The organism is Gilvibacter sp. CC01 (genome assembly GCF_055755295.1).
Genome location: NZ_CM146909.1, coordinates 2,199,189 through 2,219,362, shown reverse-complemented (window position 1 = coordinate 2,219,362; position 20,174 = coordinate 2,199,189). Strand labels below are relative to the sequence as shown.

At 44.5% G+C, this 20,174-nt stretch carries 18 protein-coding genes; 7 read left to right on the top strand and 11 right to left on the bottom strand.

The window, feature by feature from the left end; translation table 11 throughout:
* Positions 1–16 precede the first annotated feature (16 nt).
* From nqrF to AC0J2F_RS10400, 6 genes are read right to left on the bottom strand one after another with little or no spacing between them, the layout of a single operon-like run.
* The gene (gene nqrF / locus AC0J2F_RS10425) at positions 17–1,324 is read right to left on the bottom strand and encodes an NADH:ubiquinone reductase (Na(+)-transporting) subunit F (RefSeq protein WP_374958538.1); all 1,308 of its coding nucleotides are present in this window, start codon (positions 1,322–1,324) and stop codon (positions 17–19) included.
* A gap of 1 nt (position 1,325) precedes the next feature.
* Positions 1,326–2,057: an NADH:ubiquinone reductase (Na(+)-transporting) subunit E gene (nqrE, locus tag AC0J2F_RS10420; RefSeq protein ID WP_374958539.1), complete on the bottom strand. Its 732-nt coding sequence runs from the start codon at positions 2,055–2,057 to the stop codon at positions 1,326–1,328.
* A 19-nt stretch (positions 2,058–2,076) separates the two neighbouring features.
* Positions 2,077–2,724 carry an NADH:ubiquinone reductase (Na(+)-transporting) subunit D gene (locus tag AC0J2F_RS10415; protein ID WP_473007595.1) on the bottom strand — a complete coding sequence of 216 codons (648 nt, stop codon included), beginning with the start codon at positions 2,722–2,724 and terminating at the stop codon, positions 2,077–2,079.
* Between the two features lie 7 nt (positions 2,725–2,731).
* On the bottom strand, positions 2,732–3,481 hold the full coding sequence (locus AC0J2F_RS10410) for a Na(+)-translocating NADH-quinone reductase subunit C (protein ID WP_473007594.1): 750 nt from the start codon (positions 3,479–3,481) through the stop codon (positions 2,732–2,734).
* 2 nt (positions 3,482–3,483) lie between these two features.
* The gene (locus tag AC0J2F_RS10405; protein WP_473007593.1) at positions 3,484–4,695 is read right to left on the bottom strand and encodes an NADH:ubiquinone reductase (Na(+)-transporting) subunit B; all 1,212 of its coding nucleotides are present in this window, start codon (positions 4,693–4,695) and stop codon (positions 3,484–3,486) included.
* 3 nt (positions 4,696–4,698) lie between these two features.
* Complete coding sequence (locus AC0J2F_RS10400) at positions 4,699–6,045, bottom strand: Na(+)-translocating NADH-quinone reductase subunit A (RefSeq protein ID WP_473007592.1); 1,347 nt, start codon at positions 6,043–6,045, stop codon at positions 4,699–4,701.
* 143 nt (positions 6,046–6,188) lie between these two features.
* On the opposite strand from AC0J2F_RS10400, the gene AC0J2F_RS10395 reads away from it, so the two are divergent.
* Genes AC0J2F_RS10395 through apaG form a run of 4 tightly spaced genes read left to right on the top strand, consistent with a single transcriptional unit; the run spans position 6,189 to position 10,616 of the window.
* Positions 6,189–7,442: a type IX secretion system plug protein gene (locus AC0J2F_RS10395; protein WP_473007591.1), complete on the top strand. Its 1,254-nt coding sequence runs from the start codon at positions 6,189–6,191 to the stop codon at positions 7,440–7,442.
* Positions 7,443–7,450: 8 nt separating this feature from the next.
* Positions 7,451–8,836, top strand: a complete 1,386-nt coding sequence (locus AC0J2F_RS10390; RefSeq protein ID WP_473007590.1) for a pyridoxal phosphate-dependent decarboxylase family protein — start codon at positions 7,451–7,453, stop codon at positions 8,834–8,836.
* A 60-nt stretch (positions 8,837–8,896) separates the two neighbouring features.
* Positions 8,897–10,222 (top strand): DUF3667 domain-containing protein, encoded by a 1,326-nt coding sequence (locus AC0J2F_RS10385; RefSeq protein WP_473007589.1) that lies wholly within the window; start codon positions 8,897–8,899, stop codon positions 10,220–10,222.
* 7 nt (positions 10,223–10,229) lie between these two features.
* Positions 10,230–10,616, top strand: a complete 387-nt coding sequence (apaG, locus tag AC0J2F_RS10380; RefSeq protein ID WP_473007588.1) for a Co2+/Mg2+ efflux protein ApaG — start codon at positions 10,230–10,232, stop codon at positions 10,614–10,616.
* Here apaG and AC0J2F_RS10375 read toward each other — a convergent pair.
* Positions 10,613–11,605: a DUF6695 family protein gene (locus AC0J2F_RS10375; RefSeq protein WP_473007587.1), complete on the bottom strand. Its 993-nt coding sequence runs from the start codon at positions 11,603–11,605 to the stop codon at positions 10,613–10,615. The genes apaG and AC0J2F_RS10375 overlap by 4 nt on opposite strands.
* Position 11,606: 1 nt before the next feature.
* Positions 11,607–12,305, bottom strand: a complete 699-nt coding sequence (locus AC0J2F_RS10370; protein WP_473007586.1) for an NRDE family protein — start codon at positions 12,303–12,305, stop codon at positions 11,607–11,609.
* Between the two features lie 132 nt (positions 12,306–12,437).
* Here AC0J2F_RS10370 and pruA point away from each other — a divergent pair, with 132 nt between their 5' ends.
* Positions 12,438–14,063 (top strand): L-glutamate gamma-semialdehyde dehydrogenase, encoded by a 1,626-nt coding sequence (gene pruA / locus AC0J2F_RS10365; RefSeq protein ID WP_473007585.1) that lies wholly within the window; start codon positions 12,438–12,440, stop codon positions 14,061–14,063.
* Between the two features lie 216 nt (positions 14,064–14,279).
* Here the strand turns inward: pruA and rsmG are convergent, their stop codons facing one another.
* Complete coding sequence (rsmG, locus tag AC0J2F_RS10360; protein WP_473007584.1) at positions 14,280–14,903, bottom strand: 16S rRNA (guanine(527)-N(7))-methyltransferase RsmG; 624 nt, start codon at positions 14,901–14,903, stop codon at positions 14,280–14,282.
* 126 nt (positions 14,904–15,029) lie between these two features.
* Here rsmG and AC0J2F_RS10355 point away from each other — a divergent pair, with 126 nt between their 5' ends.
* Together AC0J2F_RS10355 and AC0J2F_RS10350 are read left to right on the top strand one after the other, a co-directional pair.
* On the top strand, positions 15,030–16,130 hold the full coding sequence (locus tag AC0J2F_RS10355; RefSeq protein ID WP_473007583.1) for a fatty acid desaturase family protein: 1,101 nt from the start codon (positions 15,030–15,032) through the stop codon (positions 16,128–16,130).
* Between the two features lies 1 nt (position 16,131).
* Positions 16,132–17,319, top strand: a complete 1,188-nt coding sequence (locus AC0J2F_RS10350; protein WP_473007582.1) for a pyridoxal phosphate-dependent aminotransferase — start codon at positions 16,132–16,134, stop codon at positions 17,317–17,319.
* Positions 17,320–17,875: 556 nt separating this feature from the next.
* Here the strand turns inward: AC0J2F_RS10350 and AC0J2F_RS10345 are convergent.
* Both AC0J2F_RS10345 and AC0J2F_RS10340 read right to left on the bottom strand, forming a co-directional pair.
* Positions 17,876–19,720 carry a cystathionine beta-synthase gene (locus AC0J2F_RS10345; protein WP_374958696.1) on the bottom strand — a complete coding sequence of 615 codons (1,845 nt, stop codon included), beginning with the start codon at positions 19,718–19,720 and terminating at the stop codon, positions 17,876–17,878.
* Between the two features lie 99 nt (positions 19,721–19,819).
* Complete coding sequence (locus AC0J2F_RS10340; RefSeq protein WP_374958697.1) at positions 19,820–20,161, bottom strand: zinc ribbon domain-containing protein YjdM; 342 nt, start codon at positions 20,159–20,161, stop codon at positions 19,820–19,822.
* Positions 20,162–20,174 lie beyond the last annotated feature (13 nt).

The window sequence follows — 20,174 nt, the reverse complement described above, 5'->3', positions numbered from 1 at the left end:
TTTGTGCTTATTCTTATTATCCACCGAAGTCGTCAAAGCGAATATTCTCATCTGGGATTCCAAAATCTTCTCCCATTTTCTGTACTGCCTTGTTCATAAGTGGCGGTCCACAGAAATACAATTCAATATCTTCTGGAGCTTCGTGATGATTTAAATAGTTATCGATTACACATTGGTGAACAAAACCTACAAAACCATCTCCCGGAGCATCCAAGCTCTCTTTAACCTTCCAGTTGTCTTCTTCAAGTGGCTCTGAAAGTGCCAAATAGAACTTAAAGTTCGGGAACTCACGCTCTAGCTCGTTAAAGTGCTCCAAGTAGAACAATTCACGCTTAGAACGCCCACCGTACCAATAGGTAACTTTACGTCCTGTCTTTAAGGTCTTGAACAAGTGATACAAATGCGAACGCATTGGCGCCATTCCTGCTCCCCCACCTACGTAAAGCATTTCTGCTTCACTGTGGTTAATAAAGAATTCTCCGTAAGGTCCTGAAATGGTTACTTTGTCTCCAGGTTTCTGAGCGAATATGTATGAAGATGCCACACCTGGGTTTACGTTCATCCATTGGTTCTTAGCGCGATCCCATGGTGGAGTTGCAATACGTACATTAAGCATGATCTCACGCCCTTCTGCAGGGTAAGAGGCCATGGAGTAAGCCCGCTCTACAGTTTCTGTGTTTTTCATCACCAATGGCCACAGTCCAAACTTGTCCCATTCCAATTGGAATTTGTCTGGAGTCTCATGCTCCTCTGGGTGAGCCGTGATGTCAAAATCGCTATACTTGATCTCACAAGGTGGGATCTCAATCTGAATGTATCCTCCAGCCTTGTAGTTCATATCCTCTGGGATCTCTACTACAAATTCTTTAATGAAAGAGGCTACGTTATAATTACGCACTACAGTGGCTTCCCACTTCTTGATACCAAACACCTCTTCTGGGATGGTGATATTCATGTCTTGTTTTACCTTCACCTGACAAGCCAAACGCGCTCCGGCCTTTAGCTCTTTTCGAGTAAAGTGTGGGGTTTCTGTAGGCAATGCCTCTCCACCACCTTCTAAAACGTGGCATTCACATTGGATACAGGTTCCACCACCTCCACAAGCAGAAGGTAAAAAGATCTTGGAGTTTCCCAGGGTGCTCAACAAGGTGCTTCCTGAAGGAACTTCAATTTCTTTCTCACCATTGATCGTAATGGTAACAGGACCAGATGGCGATAGTTTTTCTTTAGTGAACAACAATAGGGCAACCAATAACAAGATCAGCACTAAGAAGGCAACGATCGTGGCCCCTATTACTCCTAAACTTACTTCTAGTATAAACATATTAAGGGTTCATTACTTCCAAAGCAGCAGTAGCTTCGGTAGTTTGTTCTGATTTTTCTTTTTCCAATTCGTCTCCGGCAGCCGTATCGGTCTGCTCGGTAGCAGGAGCATCATCACCTTCTGGTAACATTCCTCCGAAGCTCATAAAACCAATCGCCATAAGTCCGGTAATGATAAAAGTGATTCCCAAACCGCGAAGTGGCGCCGGTACGTTCGAGTAACGGATCTTCTCACGGATTGCAGCGATGGCTACAATAGCGAGGAACCATCCGATTCCTGAGCTGAATCCGTAGTTCAATGCAAGCCCAAAAGATGCGATCTCACGAGACTGCATGAATAGTGATCCTCCAAGGATCGCACAGTTCACCGCGATAAGCGGCAAAAAGATCCCTAGGGAGTTGTATAATGATGGAGAGAATTTCTCAACCACGATCTCCACCAATTGTACCATGGTCGCAATGGTGGCGATAAAGAGAATAAAACTCAAAAAGCTCAAGTCGTAAGTAGCGTACTCTTCACCCAACCAGCTCAAGGCACCCTCTTGCAAGATGTAGGTGTCTAGCAACCAGTTGATCGGTACCGTTACGGTCAATACAAAGATCACCGCAGCTCCAAGGCCCACAGCAGTAGACACTTTCTTAGATACCGCCAAATACGAGCACATACCCAAGAAATAGGCGAACACCATGTTCTCTACAAAGATGGACTTAAAAAATAATTCAATGTGTTCCATAATATCTGTTCTTTAAGGCCTAGTTTTCTTCGATTAGATCTTTGTTTCGGCTACGTTGTACCCAGATGATGATCCCCACCACGATAAGTGCCATAGGAGGCAATACCATGAACCCGTTGTTCTCATATCCGTATGAGTACAAGCCACTCTTTTCTACAGGATTTCCAAAGATCTCGATCCCGAACAAAGTTCCAGATCCGAAAAGCTCTCTGAAAAAACCTACGATCACCAAGATCAATCCGTACCCGAGGGCGTTACCAATTCCGTCTAAAAAAGACTTCCATGGTCCGTTCCCTAAGGCAAAAGCCTCAAAACGACCCATGATGATACAGTTGGTGATGATCAGTCCAATGAATACAGACAGCTCTTTACTGAGTTCGTAAGAGAATGCCTTAAGCACTTGGTCTACAATAATTACCAAGGTAGCCACTACGATAAGCTGCACGATGATTCGAATCTTTGATGGAATTATGTTTCGCATCAAAGAGATAATTACGTTACCCACACCCAATACAAAGATTACCGATACAGCCATTACCACAGAGGGTACAAGCTTCGCGGTGATCGCCAAGGCAGAACAGATTCCCAATACTTGTATGGTGATCGGGTTGTTGTCCGCTAATGGATCTAAGATCAGGTTGGCATCTTTTCTAGATAAAAGTCCCATAGTGCGCTTAGTTTTTTAGTGATTTAAAGAAAGGTACATACTTCTGCACGTCTTTGCGCAGCATGGTCGCCAAACCGTCTCCGGTAATGGTTGCACCCGCAAGGGCATCTACCTCGTTGTCTGTTTTATCTTCGTTCTTAGGATCGTTGTTTCCTTTGGCAACAGCGATAGCTTCGAACTCGCCGTCATCTAAAAAGCTTTCGCCTTCAAAATCGTCCATAAAGTAACGTTGCTTGATCTCTGCTCCTAGACCCGGAGTTTCTCCTTTGTGATCAAAGAATACCCCTTGGATAGTCATGGTCTCATCTACAGCAACAAATCCCCAGATGGCGTCCCAAAGTCCCTTACCGCGAACAGGCATTACATAAATGTCTTTCCCGTCCTTGTTACCTTTAAAAATAGGTAGCTTCTGTTGGTAGCCTGGGTCTTCTGCTTTTTTCTTCTCTTTTTTGATGTCGATCAGATAAGCCTCAGCATCCATAACCTTTTCACCACCTTGAATATAAAATTGCTCGGTGATGTAGGCATCGAACTTTTCTTGCAATACTTCGTCAGAGACAAAGACCACATCATTGGCGCCTTCGTTCTCGTTCACGCCCATGGCGTATAGAATGTTCTTTTGTTTCTCCGCGCGTTTGTTGGCGTCGATATTTGGTTTAAGTAGCTGACTAACTCCAGACAACAACAAACCAACCACCACTACCATCACGACAGCGAAGATTACTGTATAACTGTTTTTTTCTGTGTTTATAGCCATGGTTATGCCGCTTTAAGTTTTAAACGTTTCTGACGTCTTTTCACATTGGCCTGAACCACATAGTGGTCAATGGTTGGTGCGAATACATTCATCAATAGAATCGCTAAGAATACTCCTTCTGGATAAGCAGGATTGAACACTCGGATCATGATAGAGATGAATCCGATCAGGAATCCGTAGATCCATTTACCTTTATTGGTTTGCGCTGCAGATACAGGATCCGTAGCCATATAAACCGCTCCAAAGAGAATACTACCTATAAATAAGTGTTGCCAGAAATCTACGCTCATCAAGCCGTAGAAAGTACTTGTCTCATCGATCCAACCAGCGCTTACCACGCCGTTAAAGATCAAGCCCATTACCAAAGCACCGATCAAAGTACTCACGATGATTCTCCAGCTTCCGATCTTAGTAAAGATCAGGATGAACGCTCCTAGTAAGATCAATACTTTAGAGGTCTCTCCAACAGAACCAGGAATAAATCCCCAGAACATATCAGAGATACTGTAAATAACATCTTGATTCTGCGCATAGCTACCTAAGATAGTCTCTCCAGAGATCGCATCCGCAGTACCAGCGCGCTCTACAGCTCCGTGCACCCATACCTTGTCACCACTCATCCAAGTAGGATAAGCAAAGAACAAAAAGGCACGGATGGTCAAGGCAGGGTTTAGGATGTTCATCCCGGTTCCTCCAAATACCTCTTTCCCGATAACTACTCCAAACACAACAGCAACAGCGAGCATCCAAAGTGGAATATCAATAGGAACGATAAGTGGCACAAGCATTCCGGTTACTAGGTAACCTTCTTCTACCTCGTGTCCTTTAATAACAGCAAAGATGAACTCAACAATAAGACCTACTCCGTAGGATACTACTACTAGTGGAATCACCTTACCGGCACCGAGCCAGAAGTTGTCCCAAGTGAAGAAGTTACCAAACCACGAAGGCTCTACGGTTAGTCCTTTGGCCATATCAATGGCCGCGTAATGCTGGTATCCGGCGTTGAAGATCCCGAAGATCAAACAAGGCACCAAAGCCAGAATTACGATGTTCATCGTTCTTTTTAAATCGTCTGCCGCCTTTACGTGGGTTCCTCCGTGGGTAACCTCGTTGGGCGTATACAAGAAAGTATGCAGGGCGTTGAAAGCCGGAGCCATCTTTGTGCCGCGATACTTTTCTTTGAGCTTATGTAAATTTTGTTTCAATCCCATAGCTTAACCAATTTCCTTATACATTAGATCCAGCCCCTGGCGAATAATCTTCTGATGCGGCTGCTTACTTACACAAATAAATTCGGTCACCGCAAAGTCTTCTGGCGCTACTTCGTACATTCCCATAGCTTCCATGGCATCTAAGTCTTGCACCATACAAGACTTGAGCAACTGTAGTGGATAGATATCTAGTGGGAATACCTCTTCGTAGGCACCGGTCACTACAAAAGCGCGATGTTCTCCGTTGGTATTGGTGGTCAATTCGTATTCTTTCTTCGGATTCAACCAAGAGAAGGTCAAAGCTCTGGTGGTAGAGATCTTGTTAAAGATCGGCTTGTTCCAACCAAAGAATTCGTAATCATCTCCTTCTGGGATCACCGAAACCACCGAGTGGTAGTACCCTAAGTGTCCTTCTGGAGAAATTTGATTTCCGCTGAGCACATCTCCAGAGATTACGCGTACGTTCTCTTCGTTAAGACCAGAATCGTAAACAAAGGTCGAAACCTCTGCTCCTATTTTAGTTTTATAGTACTTCGGAGTCTTTACAGAAGATCCGGCCAAGGCAACGATACGTTCCGCCTTGTAATTTCCTGTTGCCAAAAGCTCACCGATGATAACAAGATCTTCGGCGTGGATAGTCCAAACAGTCTCTCCTTTGTTGACAGGATCAACACGACCAATAAGCGTTCCTACGTTCCCAGCTGGGTGCGGTCCGCTAACATTGTGTGTAGTAATCCCGTTGATATTGTTAAATATCGAGTTCCCATTCTTAGGCACACCAACGTGGATCGGTCCTGCCGTTAAGGTCTTTAAACCATCGATAGCCGCTTGGATCTGCTCTTGCTTCCCGGCAAGGATCAGATCGTAATCTGCTCCCATTGGTGCCGTATTGTAGGCAGAAACAAAGATCGCCTTAGGAGCAACCTCTGGATTCGCGATCACATCGTACGGACGCTGCTTAATGAATGGCCAGCAACCTGCTTCTAAAAGACGCGCTTTAACCGCTTCTGCATTAGACAGATCTGTCTTGCCAAAATCGCGGTAGCTGTCTTCTTTGTCAGCTTCGATGATGATGTCTGTGATAACTCGTTTTGCGCCGCGACGAATTTCTTTTAAAGTTCCACTAACAGGCGACACGAAACGCATGGATTCGTTGGCTTTGTTGTAGAAAATATCGTCTCCAGCTTTGATTTTCGCCCCTTCCTTAATTACCATTTTAGGTGTAATGAGATGGAAGTCGGCAGGTCTTATATTGAAAGTTCTAGATCTGGGAGCTCCTGAAATTTCAGGGCTTGCAGCTCCTTTTAATCTAATGTTCAGACCTTTTTTGATTCGAATGTCTTTTGACATAGGATTTTTGGTATGATGACTAAAGTCGTTGTGTCTCTCTTTCGGTTTGCAAATTTAATACAAAAAAGACAGAAAATGTGGAAATTCCGCAGCAAAAAATAAGGCATAAAAATTGTTTATATTTAGACCGTTAAAGCATACTGATGAAGCACCTCGTCCTACTTATCACCCTAGTTTTTACCTCTTCTGTTTTTCAGGCTCAGATCAACGAGATGCCGCCGCCGGAAAATATTCGCACGATCATTTTTAACTCCGGAGGCAATCAAAGTCAGCTGCCCATTATTCGTATGGGCGAGCCCATTTTTCTGACCTTTGACGATCTCAATGCAGACGAAGAGGACTATTATTACCGCATTACCCATCACGATTTCGATTGGAAGGAATCTAACTTGGCCAAAGGCGAATTCATGGAAGGCTATGACGATGTGCGTATTCGCACCTACGACAATTCATTGAATTCGCTGCAGTTATATGCGCATTACAGACTTACCATTCCGAATCAAGAAACACGCAGACTCACCAAGAGTGGCAACTATATCATCAGTATTTACAAAGACACTGGAGAACTTATATTCTCTAGAAAATTCATGATCGTAGAGCAAGGTGTTGGTGTTGCTGTAGACATAAAACGCGCTCGTGACTTCAACTTTATCAACACCAAGCAGGTGGTGCAGTTCACTGTAAAGCCTGGAGCCGAGTTCATTGCCAATCCGAAGCAGACTGTCAATACCTTGATTATACAGAATTACAATTTAAAAACTGCCATAACTGATCTGAAGCCACAATACACTATTGGCCAAGAACTTATTTACCGCTACGATATCGAAGCCGGGTTTTGGGGTGGCAATGAATACTTGAACTTTGACAGCAAGGACCTTCGCGGTGCGAATGTAGGTGTGAGTCGCATTGAGGTCACCGATCTGTACAATCACTTCTTGTTTACCAACCCCAGTAGAGCCGATCAGCCATATACCTTTAACCCAGACATCAACGGGAATTTTGTGGTGCGCACACTAAATGCACAACAGAGCGTTGGCTTTGAGGCCGAATATATATGGATGCATTTCAGGCTGCAATACTTTGACGACCTAGACGGCAAGGAGATCCACATATACGGAAACTTCAACAACTTCAATCTGGACGCAACTACCCGTATGCGCTATGACCCAGCTGACAATGTCTACAAAGGTGTTCGCAAGTTCAAACAAGGCTTTTACAACTACAAATACGTCCTCTTAGACCGCCAAGGCAATATAGACGAAGGGACTGTTGGTGGAAATTTCTGGGAAACCGAGAACGACTATACCGTACTGGTGTACTATCGCGAACCCGGTGGACGTTTCGACAGAATTGTAGGTTACGGCAAGGGCAACTCCAATAATATTACCAATAATTAAGCCTCCTTATGCAGCAAGAACTGGATCTATTCAGAAGAATTGCAGATCGTTTATTGTCAGAAGAAAAACGCGAAGGCGTTGTAAAACCTATACCTGCAGCTGAGTTGTGGAATACCCTGAACCTGCAGTTATCTCCAGAAGGCTTGTCTGAAATAGAATTTGAAAAACTCCTTACGGAGGTCGTGCTCAGCACGCCACGTACGGCGACCTCAAAATTCTTCAATCAACTCTTTGGAGGGCGAACACCCAAAGCTACATTGGGCGATCTCTTGGCCGTGATGCTCAACAATTCTATGTATACCTATAAAGTGGCAGGCCCACAGGTAGGTGTTGAGAAGGCGATCATAAAAGAGATCGTATCGCTGATCGGTTATCCGAGTACTGCGGATGGCACTACAGCTTCTGGAGGCTCTATGAGTAATTTGATAGCCATGTTGATGGCACGAGACAAAAAAGATCCTAAGGCTCGCTTTAAAGGCAATAGAAAGCCCTTGGTTGCTTATACCTCCGCAGCATCACACTATTCCATAGCCAAAAACGCAGCCTTTTTAGGGATTGGTCGCGACTATGTGAGAAACATCCCCACAGACGCTACAGGAAAAATGGACCCACAGGCCCTCTCGGCACAAATACTTAGCGACAAAGCTGCCGGATTAGAACCTTTCTTTATCAACGGTACGGCAGGAACTACGGTGCTTGGAGTATTTGACCCAATTGCTCCTTTGACAACTATTGCTCAGGCGCACGATTTGTGGTTACATATTGACGGTGCTTACTGCGGATCTGTTATATTCAGCAACAAATACAAGCATTTAGTGGATGGTTTGGACAAGGCGGATTCCTTTAACCTAAACGCCCATAAAATGATGGGTACTCCCCTTACCTGCTCCATTATAGTTACCAGACACAAAAAACATTTGGCAGACAGCCTTTCTAACGAAGCGGAATATCTGTACCAAACAGACGGGGACGACTTTAATTTAGGAAAGACTTCCTTGCAATGTGGACGTAGGAACGACGCCTTAAAATTCTGGTCACTTTGGAAGGCCATTGGCACCAAAGGACTCGAAGCCATGGTGAACAGGCAGTTTGCCTTGGCCGAGACTGCGGTTAACTATATCAGAGACCATAAGGATTACACCCTCTACAGCGACCTACCGTCTATTTCTGTTTGCTTCAATTACAAGGACATTCCTGCTAAAACGCTTTGTACAGCCTTGTACGAAGAAGGCGAACTTATGGTGGGGTTTGGTAGTTTTGCCAACGAGACCTTTGTTCGCTTGGTCACCATAAACGCGGGTAACCAAGAGCAGCAGATCTTAGACTTCTTTGCTACTATGGAAGCCTTTGTGAGCAAACACGAAGACGCTTTAAAAATAGCCACAGAAGCTTAGTCCTTATTTTTCCTTTTGGTTAGGGGTTTCAAAATTCCGTTAACTCCTTATATTTACAGTATGCAGCCATCTGACGAGAATCCAAAGGACGATCTGAACAAGGACGATCAAACTAACACGTCTAACGAGACAGATAAATTACCTGCCGTTCGCGAGCCCGAATCGGAAGACGATCGTTTGGATTTTGAAACGGAGGCCGATGAACTGCTAGACCAGTACGCCAAACCCACCAATTACACAGGCCGCAAAAACAAAAAATACAGAGCAACAGAATGTCTGAACTGTGGGCATCCATTACAACTCACCGATGTGTATTGTTCGTATTGCGCTCAGATGAACAGCACCAAAAAATTAAGTGTAGGCGATTTCTTTGAAGAGCTTTTTTCTAGTATCATCAATTACGATTCCCGGTTTCGTACCTCTATAAAAACCTTGCTGTTCAAGCCCGGAGTAATGTCAAGGGAGTTTATCAATGGCAAACGGATGAAGTATGTGAACCCGTTTCGCTTTTACTTGAGCATCTCCATTTTGTTTTTTATCCTTTTGGGATTGATCGCCAATTTTGACGAGATCAATTTTGACAATGATGAGCTGATCGAAAAACAATTAGAGAAAGGCATTGGTAAAGTAACTGTAGATGGTGTTCCTGTGGCCAATTTAGCCGAGCTCGATTCTATAATCAAAGACAAAGACAACCGAAACCTTTCTCTGGACTCACTACTTAAACGACGCAAGTTCAAACGAGACAGTGTTAAATCCAAGAAGACCTATAAAGACCGCTACAGAACAGAGCAAGGCTACGATACTTTGTCTTTTTTCAATGCCATGTATGAGCGCGGGAAACTCTATGCAGACTTTAATCAAGAGACAGGGATCAACAACCCCAGAGTGGGCCTTGACAGTTTAAAACACAATGACAACTCCTACCACCGCTGGGTATATCGCAAAGCTATTGACGCGGAGACCATGGGCAAAGAACCCGGAAAGATCATTGAGTATTTCTTTACGCAATTGCCCTTTGTGATCTTTTTCTTCATCCCGATCTTCGCTTTGTTTGTTTGGCTGATCTACATCCGCAGAAAATACACCTATACGGATCATATGGTCTTTCTATTCCACACCCAGACCATGTTCTTTGTGCTTTACGGAGCAGTAATGCTGGTAGATCTAATTGTAGAAGCCTTTAAACCAGGATACGACTCTGGTCTGGCAGCAGGAATTGCCACTTTGTTATTCTTGTTTTATCTCTACAAGGCCATGCGTAACTTCTACAAGCAAGGCAGAATTAAAACTATTGTTAAATTTCTGATTCTGAACTGGGTATTCTTTATTTTAGCATCGTTCGGAGCTTTTGTGGCCTTTGCCATTAGCTTCGCGACCTATTAAAAAGACCATGGTAGAACAAATAACACAAGGCATTAAAGTTGCGGTACGCTCCAAGTACGAAGGGGCTTACATCCGCAATTACAAGATGCAGTTCGCGTTTACCTACCAGGTCAGCATAAGCAACCACAGTAAAGATGTGGTGCAGCTCACCCACCGCAAATGGTTCATTTTTGACGCACTCAACCATCCGGAAACGGTTTATGGAGAAGGAGTCATTGGCGAAAAACCCATAATTCAACCTGGGCAAACACATACCTACAGTTCTGGCTGCTTATTGGCCGGCCCAATTGGCGCCATGCAAGGCAGTTACGAAATGGTCAATTTTTCAAACGCCCGTTCTTTTCAGGTTACTATTCCGCGCTTTGAACTAAGTGCTCCCTTTGCTGTAAATTAAAAGCTGAGTCGGCTGTGTACCGCTAAGGAAATCTGGCGATCGCTCTGAATTACTGTACACTTTTCACAATGGGAATCGTAGTGGAATCGGTAAGCGGAGTTAAGATCCAGATCGGCATTAGCCGTAAAGACTCCAGAAAAATCTTGAACCTTCATTTCGTTATAGCGGTTTATAACAAATTGCTTGCGTAAGGGGCCTTCTTGCAGATCGAACCAAGCACTACTGCCCGTCCCGGTGAGCAGTTGCGCTTTTTCGTGCGGCGCCTCTAGCGGTTCAATTACTGCGGAGCCATTGTGTTTCTTATCGAAGTAATTCTTTAGGTTCTCTTTAAAGGCCGTTCCGTTGAACTTCTCAATATTACCTTGGTGTATTTGGTATACTGCGGATTCGGTAGCAGCTTGCTCCACATTACCTACAGTACTCGGCGTGAATTTCTTATTGCGATTCAAGCGTTTAATGATCTTCGGGTCCTGCGTCGAGGCCAATAAGGTCTCTGTCACAAATCGGGAGCAATTACTCCCCGCTTTAACAAAGGCACCATAAGGAATGCTGCCTCTCCCTTGCAATTGATCTATATAAGCCTTTGCTTTATTATAGTCGATCTTATCGCAAACGGAGGCCAACAAACGGCCTTCTCCGTGGGTTTTCTGCGGATGAGCTTCCAGCCATAGCAACAGTTCTTCAGCATTCTTTAAATTGGCGTTCTGGTCCAACTGGGCCAAAAACGGAATCTCCAATTCGGCATCGGTATTGGCCCCGCGCACGCGCCCGTGTCCTTCTGGTGTGACATAGCGCCCAAAGTCGTAATATTGGGCTCTTCCGGTGGCATTCTCTATTAAGACCAGGGCCGCATGCCCGGCTTTGATGTGGGAACGCGTTCCCAGACCTACCAAGGGTAAAAAACGGCACAACAATTCGCTGCTCATCCGGACAAAGGTGTCCGGAAAGGCCATAACTATAAGTTTACCGTCTTGTCTGTACTCGCTCATACTATAAATAGTGATGGGTAATAGCGCCTTCTGGCAGTTCCTGGTAGCGGAACTGGATCTTTGCTCCCATTTTGGCAACGCTACTCATGCTTTTAGTTCGAACAAAACCTCGATTCATTACAATATCGTTCTGCGGATCTCCATCTCCGGCCGTATGATGAAAATACAATTGCGATCTCAGATCGGCAGGGTTTCCTTTTAGAAATTCGGCAAACCAAGCTTCACGCTTTGCGGCTACCTCCGCAGTATACAACTGCCGTGAGGTCCAAATACGAGGGGCTATGGGTAAGTCTGATATATGTTTTTGAGTGCCGTCCCAGACGCATTCTAACAAGGAAAGTTCGTCGGCCCAATCTACCACCACTAAGGTAAAAGGCTCCACACCTACTAGATCTTCGGACTGTATTAGTTCTTTTGCGTTGGCTGCTTTTAATAAATCTAAAACCAATAAACCGCGGCTGCGCCCGTAAGTTCCCATAGGATGTCTTTCAAAACCTCCGTTGAGCAAACAAACAGTCCTTTTCAAGGCAGTAAGACCTATCCACGATCCGCCGGCTAGGGCATCTTTGGGGTAAACACAAGGCACGCCATCTAAACTGTATATAGCTGGTAATAAGGTCTCGCGTTTAGGAGACTCATCTCTGTTGGAGACTAGGCAAAAATCCGAAGCAGAACGCGGAACAAATGTAAGGGTACACATAATATCAGCAGCTGTACTTTTGTGCGGTTAAGTTAGCATTTTTATGCAATAGAATCGCCCGGACTTTCCCACAGAAAAGGGGGCAGAATTTTGTAAATTTGCAGAAATCAAAAATTCAGTAATCGATCTATTATGGGAAAAGGATTCTACGAAGTACCGGTAGCCGTTAACGAACCGGTTAAGGACTACGCTCCCGGCTCACCAGAACGCAAAGCCGTTCTTGCAGCTTATAAAGAATTATACAATGCCAATATCGATGTGCCTATGTACATCAATGGCCAGGAAGTGCGTACAGGTGACACGGCAACCATGTCTCCTCCGCACGAACACCAACACAGCTTAGGGACTTACCACAAAGCTACTCAAGCCAATGTACAATCGGCTATTGATGGTGCTCTAGAGGCCCGTAAAGCTTGGTCACAAATGCCTTGGGAGCAACGTGCAGGTATCTTTTTACGAGCTGCGGAGCTTATTGCAGGACCTTACCGCGCCAAGATCAACGCCGCCACCATGTTGGCACAGTCCAAGACCATTTATCAGGCAGAGATCGATGCTGCTTGCGAACTGATCGACTTCTTGCGTTTCAATGTGCAATTTATGACAGAGATCTATGCGGAGCAACCCGAATCTACTTCTGGAGCTTGGAACCGTTTGGAATACCGTCCGCTAGAAGGATTCATCTACGCTATTACACCGTTCAACTTTACGGCCATTGCCGGAAACTTGCCTGCCAGCGCAGCGCTGATGGGGAACGTAGTGCTTTGGAAGCCTTCTGACAGCCAGATCTTCTCTGCAAAGGTTATCATTGATGTATTTAGAGAAGCTGGAGTTCCTGACGGCGTTATCAACGTGGTTTACGGAGACCCGGTAATGATAACCAACACCGTATTGGAAAGCCCTGATTTTAGCGGTTTGCACTTTACAGGATCTACCCATGTGTTCAAAAGCCTGTGGAAGCAGATCGGAGAGAACATCTTTAAGTACAAGACCTATCCACGTATAGTGGGAGAGACAGGAGGAAAAGACTTTATTGTAGCGCACAAATCTGCCAATTCAAAACAAGTGAGCACGGCGATAAGTCGTGGTGCTTTTGAATTCCAAGGACAGAAATGTAGTGCAGCCAGCCGTTGCTACATTCCGCAGAGCTTATGGCCAGCGGTAAAAGAAGAAGTGATCGCCGATGTGAAGTCATTTAAGATCGGATCTCCAGAAGACATGAGTAACTTCATCACGGCCGTGATTCACGAAGGTTCTTTTAATAAACTAGCTTCTTATATCGACGCCGCAAAGGCAGACACAGACGCGGAGATCATAGTGGGAGGAAACTACAACAAATCCAAAGGATACTTTATTGAGCCAACGGTCATTGTAACCTCGAACCCAAAATACACCACCATGTGTACGGAGCTGTTCGGGCCGGTAGTGACCATCTTTGTTTATGAGGATGATGCCTGGGAAGAAACCCTGGACTTGGTTGATGAAACTGGAGAATACGCCTTGACTGGCGCCGTGTTCTCAGAAGATCGCTATGCATTAGATCAAGCAGTCAAGATCTTGGAGAATGCCGCAGGTAATTTCTACATCAACGACAAACCAACAGGAGCTGTTGTAGGACAGCAACCCTTTGGAGGTGCTCGCGGAAGTGGAACCAATGACAAGGCAGGAAGCAAACTCAACCTCTACCGCTGGATCTCTCCACGCATGGTAAAGGAGACCTTTGTTTCTCCAACAGATTACCGTTATCCTTTCTTAGGGTAATTCTAGACAAATAACAAAAGAAAAGCCGCTATCCAAGCGGCTTTTTTTATGGCTTATATTGTAACATTAATCTTGGCTTCCACTATTACCTAAAAAATGTTTGAAATTGCCCCATACTTCTTTCCTTTTATTAATCGTAGCGCTGCTATGATTTGCAAAAAGAGCATCGTATGTAACAATTTCATCTCATTTTCGGTTTAACATTGTAAGCCCAGATTAATTTTTTAGCGGTAGATGCACAACTGCTTTGGTTTCAAAGAAAGGATCTTTATAGAAATCTGCAATTGAATGGATAGTCGCTTTGGGATAGGGAGCGAGCTCTTCGGCAAGATCACCGCCTTTTAGATATAAAATCCCATTGGGCAGTTCGTGGTGGGATTGTTTTTTCACCTTGTTCTTTACCCAAGGAACAAAACGTTCCATTCGCGTAACTGCGCGACTTACAATAAAATCGAATTGCCCTTCTACCTGCTCTGCACGCATGGCTTTGGCGGTTACATTTCCGAGCTCGAGGGCTTTTGCTACCTCATTGACCACTTTGATCTTCTTTTGAATACTGTCTACCAAGGTGAATTCGACCTCCGGAAAAAGTATGGCGAGCGGAATTCCAGGGAATCCTCCGCCAGTGCCTACATCCAATATACGTGACCCTGGCTTAAAGGCTTGGACCTTTGCTATAGCCAAACTGTGCAACACATGACGCAAAGGCAGTTCATCGATATCTTTTCGCGACACCACATTGATCTGTGCGTTCCAGTGCTCATAAAGAGATTGCAGCGCGTTTAACTGCTTGAGTTGTTGCTCAGAAAGCATAGGAAAATGAAGGCTATAATCTGTCATAATAGAAATTACTGCGCAAATTTACATTTTCTACAATTTCTGTAGCATTTAGGGTCGCAGCAAACGATACAATTTTTATCTTTACGACTTGTTATATTACTACAAAACAGAAAAACGCGATTAGTTTTGAATACGAATCAAGTAACCTTCTCCAGAGTAGATTCAGCGAAATTCTTTAGAACCCTTAACAAGCGTGTAAACGCCTATTTCAAAGAGAACAACATAGCACGTACAGGTAATTGGAAACTACACCTTAAAACTGTCATCATGTTCTCGCTGTATCTGACTCCATACTTTTTACTACTTACCCTGGATTTCCCCACCTGGGCACAATTGTTATTTACCATCCTGATGGGGATCGGCATGGCCGGGGTTGGTATGAATGTAATGCACGATGCTAACCACGGATCTTATTCTTCTAAGAAGTGGGTCAACAAATTGTTGGGAAGCAGCATTTACATTTTGGCAGGAAACGTATACAACTGGCAGGTACAGCACAATGTCTTGCACCACACCTACACCAATATTCACGGGCATGACGAAGATATGGAAGCCGGACGCATCTTGCGCTTCTCCAAGCATGCCAAGTGGCACAAGCACCACAGATTTCAGCATTACTACAGTGTTTTCCTCTACGGACTTCTAACTTTTAACTGGATGCTTACTGCGGATTTTATGCAGACCAAGCGCTACTTAGCTCGCGGACTATCCTACGGAAAATTCCCAGGAAAATTCAAACAATGGAGTAATCTGGTTATCACCAAAGTGATCTACGTATCTATCTGGATCGTATTGCCGATCATCTTTATGGATATTGCTTGGTGGAAGATCCTTCTCGGTTTCTTTATCATGCACTATGTTGCCGGACTCATTTTGAGTATCATATTCCAATTGGCGCATATAGTTGAAGATACTGACATGCCATTACCAGATGAGACCGGAAACATGAAGAACACTTGGGCTATTCACCAATTGTTCACTACAGTGAACTTTGGCACCAAGAACAGAATCATCAATTGGTTCTCCGGAGGTTTGAACCATCAGGTAGAACATCATATCTTCCCGAACATCAGTCATATCCATTACAACGATATTGCGAAGATCGTAAAGCAAACGGCTCAGGAATTCAACCTGCCTTATTTTGAATATAAAACAACGCGTAAAGCGCTTATTGCTCACTTTAGACATTTAAAAGAAATGGGCATGAAACCATCATATTCGGTTTAATATGCAACAAAGACTATCGGACAGAGTAAACCAAATGGCAACCTCTGCCACCTTGGCCATGGCGGCAAAGGCCCGTGAACTCAGAGAAGCTGGAAAAGATATTATTGGATTGAGTTTAGGAGAACCCGATTTTACGGTTCCCGAGTTTGTCAAAGAAGCTGCGATCCAAGCAGTGAAGGACGACTACCATTCCTATACCCCAGTAGATGGCTACGGCGAGCTTAAGCAAGCCATTATTACCAAGTTCGAGCGAGACAACGGTTTACATTACAATCCGGCACAGATCGTAGTATCTACGGGAGCGAAACAATCGCTTTCTAATTTGGCCATGGTATTACTCAATCCCGGAGATGAAGTCTTATTGCCTGCACCGTATTGGGTTTCCTATAGTGACATCAGCAAATTGGCTGGTGGTGTTCCTGTGGTTATTCCATCGACAATAGAAACAGATTTTAAAGTAACTCCAGAAGCTTTAGAAGCTGCGATCACTCCAAAAACACGAATGATGATCTACAGCAGCCCTTGTAACCCAAGTGGCTCTGTTTATTCCAAAGAAGAGCTCCGCGCGCTAGCAGATGTACTGGCAAAATATCCAGACATCATTGTAGTTAGCGACGAAATTTACGAGCATATCAATTTTGTTGGCCAGCACACCTCTATGGCTAGTTTTGAAGATATGTACGACCGCACTGTAGTTGTGAACGGCGTGTCTAAAGCCTTCTCTATGACTGGCTGGCGTATTGGTTATATCGGTGCTCCAGAATGGATCGCCCGTGCTTGTAACAAAATGCAAGGACAGGTCACCAGTGGCGCTAACTGTATTGCACAACGTGCAACTATAGAAGCCTTAGTCAACAACCCAGACAAGATCCAATACATGATAGATGCCTTTAAAGAGCGGCGCCAATTGGTCTTGGAATTGGTCAATGATATTCCTGGCTTCAAGGCTAACGAACCAGAAGGTGCTTTTTATTTATTCCCAGACGTTTCGGCTTACTTTGGCAAGACCTTGAACGGAAAGACCATTGAGAACGCTACGGACTTCTCTCTCTTCTTATTAGAAGAAGCCAATGTAGCTACCGTAACTGGTGTGGCCTTTGGAGACCCTAACTGTATTCGTATTTCTTATGCAGCTTCGGAGCAAGATATCCGCGAGGCCTTAAGGCGAATTAAAGAAGCCGTTGCTTAAATTCTATGTATTAGAATAATTAGTTCTGTACCGGACATCAAGTGAATTTTGATCATCAAAATTTGTATCGAGATGTCAATTATCTGCTAGCTGGTTTTACTACGGGCTCACGCGGAAGTCCCATTTTTCGCCGCTTTGCGGCGATATGGCAAGTCATTCAATAGTTAATTATGATTAAGGACAAATTTAAAACCCGCCCCTTCTCAGCGAAGCGTCTGTACCGAGCAAAGATCGGTTCGAGTCCGCGAAATGACCGCAGAGCGGGCCGCGGCTCAGATTTTGCGAGGGGTTTGGCGCGAGTTCGTATCATTCACACACGAACGAGCGGCAAAACAGACTTGGAAGGGGCTAGACCTTTTGGTGGTGCTTCAAGACAGATGTTCACTGGACATCTGTCTTTCACCAATGCGGCAATGGGAAAAGTTGGTGAACGATATTTTGTCTAACAAAATCAGAAGTCCAGTGGACTTCTGAGTGAGGCACCCGCGAAGCGGCCAACCAACAAAAATGACATCTCGATACTATTTCCGCTTCGCGGAAATCACTCGATGTCCGTCTAGGCTAATCCATCAACAAAAAGAGTAAAAACCTCTTTATGCCTCTGTAAATCAAACTCCGGAGCAACAGCGACCCGAACAATATAATCCTTATCGCCTTCTTTGGTAGTACCCTGGGTAGAGGTGGCAGGAATGGTCCAATAACAACCTTTTAATTGCCCGTAACTCACACAGTATTTGCTCTGCTTTGGGATCTTACTGATCATTAGATCGATCAGCTTTAGATTCAAGGCTCTTTTATAAGCTTCGCGCTCGGCTTCGGTCTCGCCTTGGGTTGGCAGATCCAAAGAGAACACCGAGGGAGTAAATCCTTGAGCGGCCAATTCCTGAGAGACAAAATTGATCTTAGCCTCAGGCAGCACCTTCTCAATATGATCTACAAAGGCACGGGTATTTTTATAAGCTCCACTGATGCGATCGAGCATAGAAGGCATTTGTTCTGCCAAGATCTCATACTGAAGTCCTGTCGCCTTATTGTCACATAATTCTAAGTGACGCCCTATGGGCTCCATTAAAGCAGCAGCTTTATCGTTGGCGACAGCATAACCTGCCGTGCAACGCCCACCACTTGGAAACTTTGAACCACTCACATAGGCAATTGCTTTTACCTCAGCGAGTACATCTTCTGCTCCTAAAAACGGATAGTTAGGACAAAAGGTCTGGTCTAAAATAAATACTGGCGCCACGGCCTGCTTACCCTCTGGTGTGAAACGAGCTTTCGACAAGGATTTTCTTAGGGCTTCCAGATCTGGCACCTCAACGCGAGGATTAGTAGGGATCTCGGCAATAATGTAGGGCACAGCATCCAATTCTGCCATATATGCCAAAAGAGAATCGATACTACCTACCATATCGTTTCCGGCATCGACTGGGAGATCCACAATTTCAACGCGATCTAAAGTAGCTGCCACTCGCCTGGCTTGGTCGTTTGTTCCTCCGTAGCAGTTGGGCGGAATCAGCACTTTGATCTGTTTGTCTGGATGCGTTTTAAGCGCATCGTCAATAAGGCCCATCATAATTGCATACTGCATTGATAAGCCGCTTGAAGCCACCAAGGCTTCTGTTTTAGCTCCCGTTATCTCTTTGATAGTTGCTAGAACTTTGGATCTATGTTCACTACCTGCATACTCATTTCGATTAACGGAAACACCAATTAACTCCTTAAGGGCTGTTAAACTATCCGCAGGAGTCATCGCAATGGTTTCTCTTCTTCGAAAATGTTGAATATCTGAAACGTACTGCTCATATTGCTGCTGATTTACAACAACGATACTTCCAAGTTGCGCATCTATATTCACAACAAAGTCAACTGACTTGTCCAAATTCAAGTCAAAAAGTCCCTGAGAAGCACTTACATAGATAGTGCTACCAGTATAAGGACTTAGTTCTGTATTGACTTCTACTTTTTGTAGCTCAAAATTAAACCCATAAACAGCAGTTAACTTTTCCGCATTAAAACAGCGGGGTAAATTCTCAGTGTACAGAATACGGGTCTGTTTACCCAAGAGTAGATTTGTTCTAAGGACCGCCATAATTGGTGCTACCTCCGAAGAAAAACTAATAACCTGTGATGACATCAGCGAATGCAGCCTTGCTATTGCCCATTCCAAAACCGAAGATAGCGGATGCCCAAGTCTAATATAATCGTAGGCCGTGGGTAAGTCGGCCAGTTTATCGGTAGTGAGATCTCCTCTTTGATAAAGGGCATCAAAAGCCTCTAAAAACTCAACTTTGGCCTGGCTTTCGTTATAAATGTCCAAACGGTGCGTGGTTAATTGCAACCAATCCTCAGGCATGTTTTGTATTACTGCGGAGAGATACTCAGATATGCGTTGTTTGCTCATATTTTATTGAAGAAGCCTTGTAGTTCTGTTGACCTCAATTAAGCCTTAAAATTACGACCTTAAAACAGACTGAACAACTCATAAACGATTTAGAAGTCTTTAGGCTTTCTTGACAAACTCAGATTTAAGCCCCATCGCTCCAAAACCGTCAATTTTACAAGCGATATCGTGATCTCCCTGAACCAAGCGAATGTTCTTCACCTTGGTGCCTTTTTTAACCGGTTTAGGAGCGCCTTTGACAGGGAGATCCTTAATGACGATCACGGTATCACCATCTTGCAGCAGATTCCCATTGGCATCTAGAGTTTGTGATTCCTCATTAGAAGTTTCCTGAGCAGCATCCCATTCAAAACTACATTCCGGACATGCATATAGCGCATCGCGCAACCTATATCCATAAGGAGATTTACAGCGCGGACAAGGTTTCATTTGGTCTGACATATAGCGATCTTGG

Coding starts and splice junctions, on each gene's coding strand:
- nqrF (WP_374958538.1), bottom strand. CDS start 1,324: ATGTTTATACTAGAAGTAAGTTTAGGAGTAATAGGGGCCACGATCGTT.
- nqrE (WP_374958539.1), bottom strand. CDS start 2,057: ATGGAACACATTGAATTATTTTTTAAGTCCATCTTTGTAGAGAACATG.
- AC0J2F_RS10415 (WP_473007595.1), bottom strand. CDS start 2,724: ATGGGACTTTTATCTAGAAAAGATGCCAACCTGATCTTAGATCCATTA.
- AC0J2F_RS10410 (WP_473007594.1), bottom strand. CDS start 3,481: ATGGCTATAAACACAGAAAAAAACAGTTATACAGTAATCTTCGCTGTC.
- AC0J2F_RS10405 (WP_473007593.1), bottom strand. CDS start 4,695: ATGGGATTGAAACAAAATTTACATAAGCTCAAAGAAAAGTATCGCGGC.
- AC0J2F_RS10400 (WP_473007592.1), bottom strand. CDS start 6,045: ATGTCAAAAGACATTCGAATCAAAAAAGGTCTGAACATTAGATTAAAA.
- AC0J2F_RS10395 (WP_473007591.1), top strand. CDS start 6,189: ATGAAGCACCTCGTCCTACTTATCACCCTAGTTTTTACCTCTTCTGTT.
- AC0J2F_RS10390 (WP_473007590.1), top strand. CDS start 7,451: ATGCAGCAAGAACTGGATCTATTCAGAAGAATTGCAGATCGTTTATTG.
- AC0J2F_RS10385 (WP_473007589.1), top strand. CDS start 8,897: ATGCAGCCATCTGACGAGAATCCAAAGGACGATCTGAACAAGGACGAT.
- apaG (WP_473007588.1), top strand. CDS start 10,230: ATGGTAGAACAAATAACACAAGGCATTAAAGTTGCGGTACGCTCCAAG.
- AC0J2F_RS10375 (WP_473007587.1), bottom strand. CDS start 11,605: ATGAGCGAGTACAGACAAGACGGTAAACTTATAGTTATGGCCTTTCCG.
- AC0J2F_RS10370 (WP_473007586.1), bottom strand. CDS start 12,305: ATGTGTACCCTTACATTTGTTCCGCGTTCTGCTTCGGATTTTTGCCTA.
- pruA (WP_473007585.1), top strand. CDS start 12,438: ATGGGAAAAGGATTCTACGAAGTACCGGTAGCCGTTAACGAACCGGTT.
- rsmG (WP_473007584.1), bottom strand. CDS start 14,903: ATGACAGATTATAGCCTTCATTTTCCTATGCTTTCTGAGCAACAACTC.
- AC0J2F_RS10350 (WP_473007582.1), top strand. CDS start 16,132: ATGCAACAAAGACTATCGGACAGAGTAAACCAAATGGCAACCTCTGCC.
- AC0J2F_RS10345 (WP_374958696.1), bottom strand. CDS start 19,720: ATGAGCAAACAACGCATATCTGAGTATCTCTCCGCAGTAATACAAAAC.
- AC0J2F_RS10340 (WP_374958697.1), bottom strand. CDS start 20,161: ATGTCAGACCAAATGAAACCTTGTCCGCGCTGTAAATCTCCTTATGGA.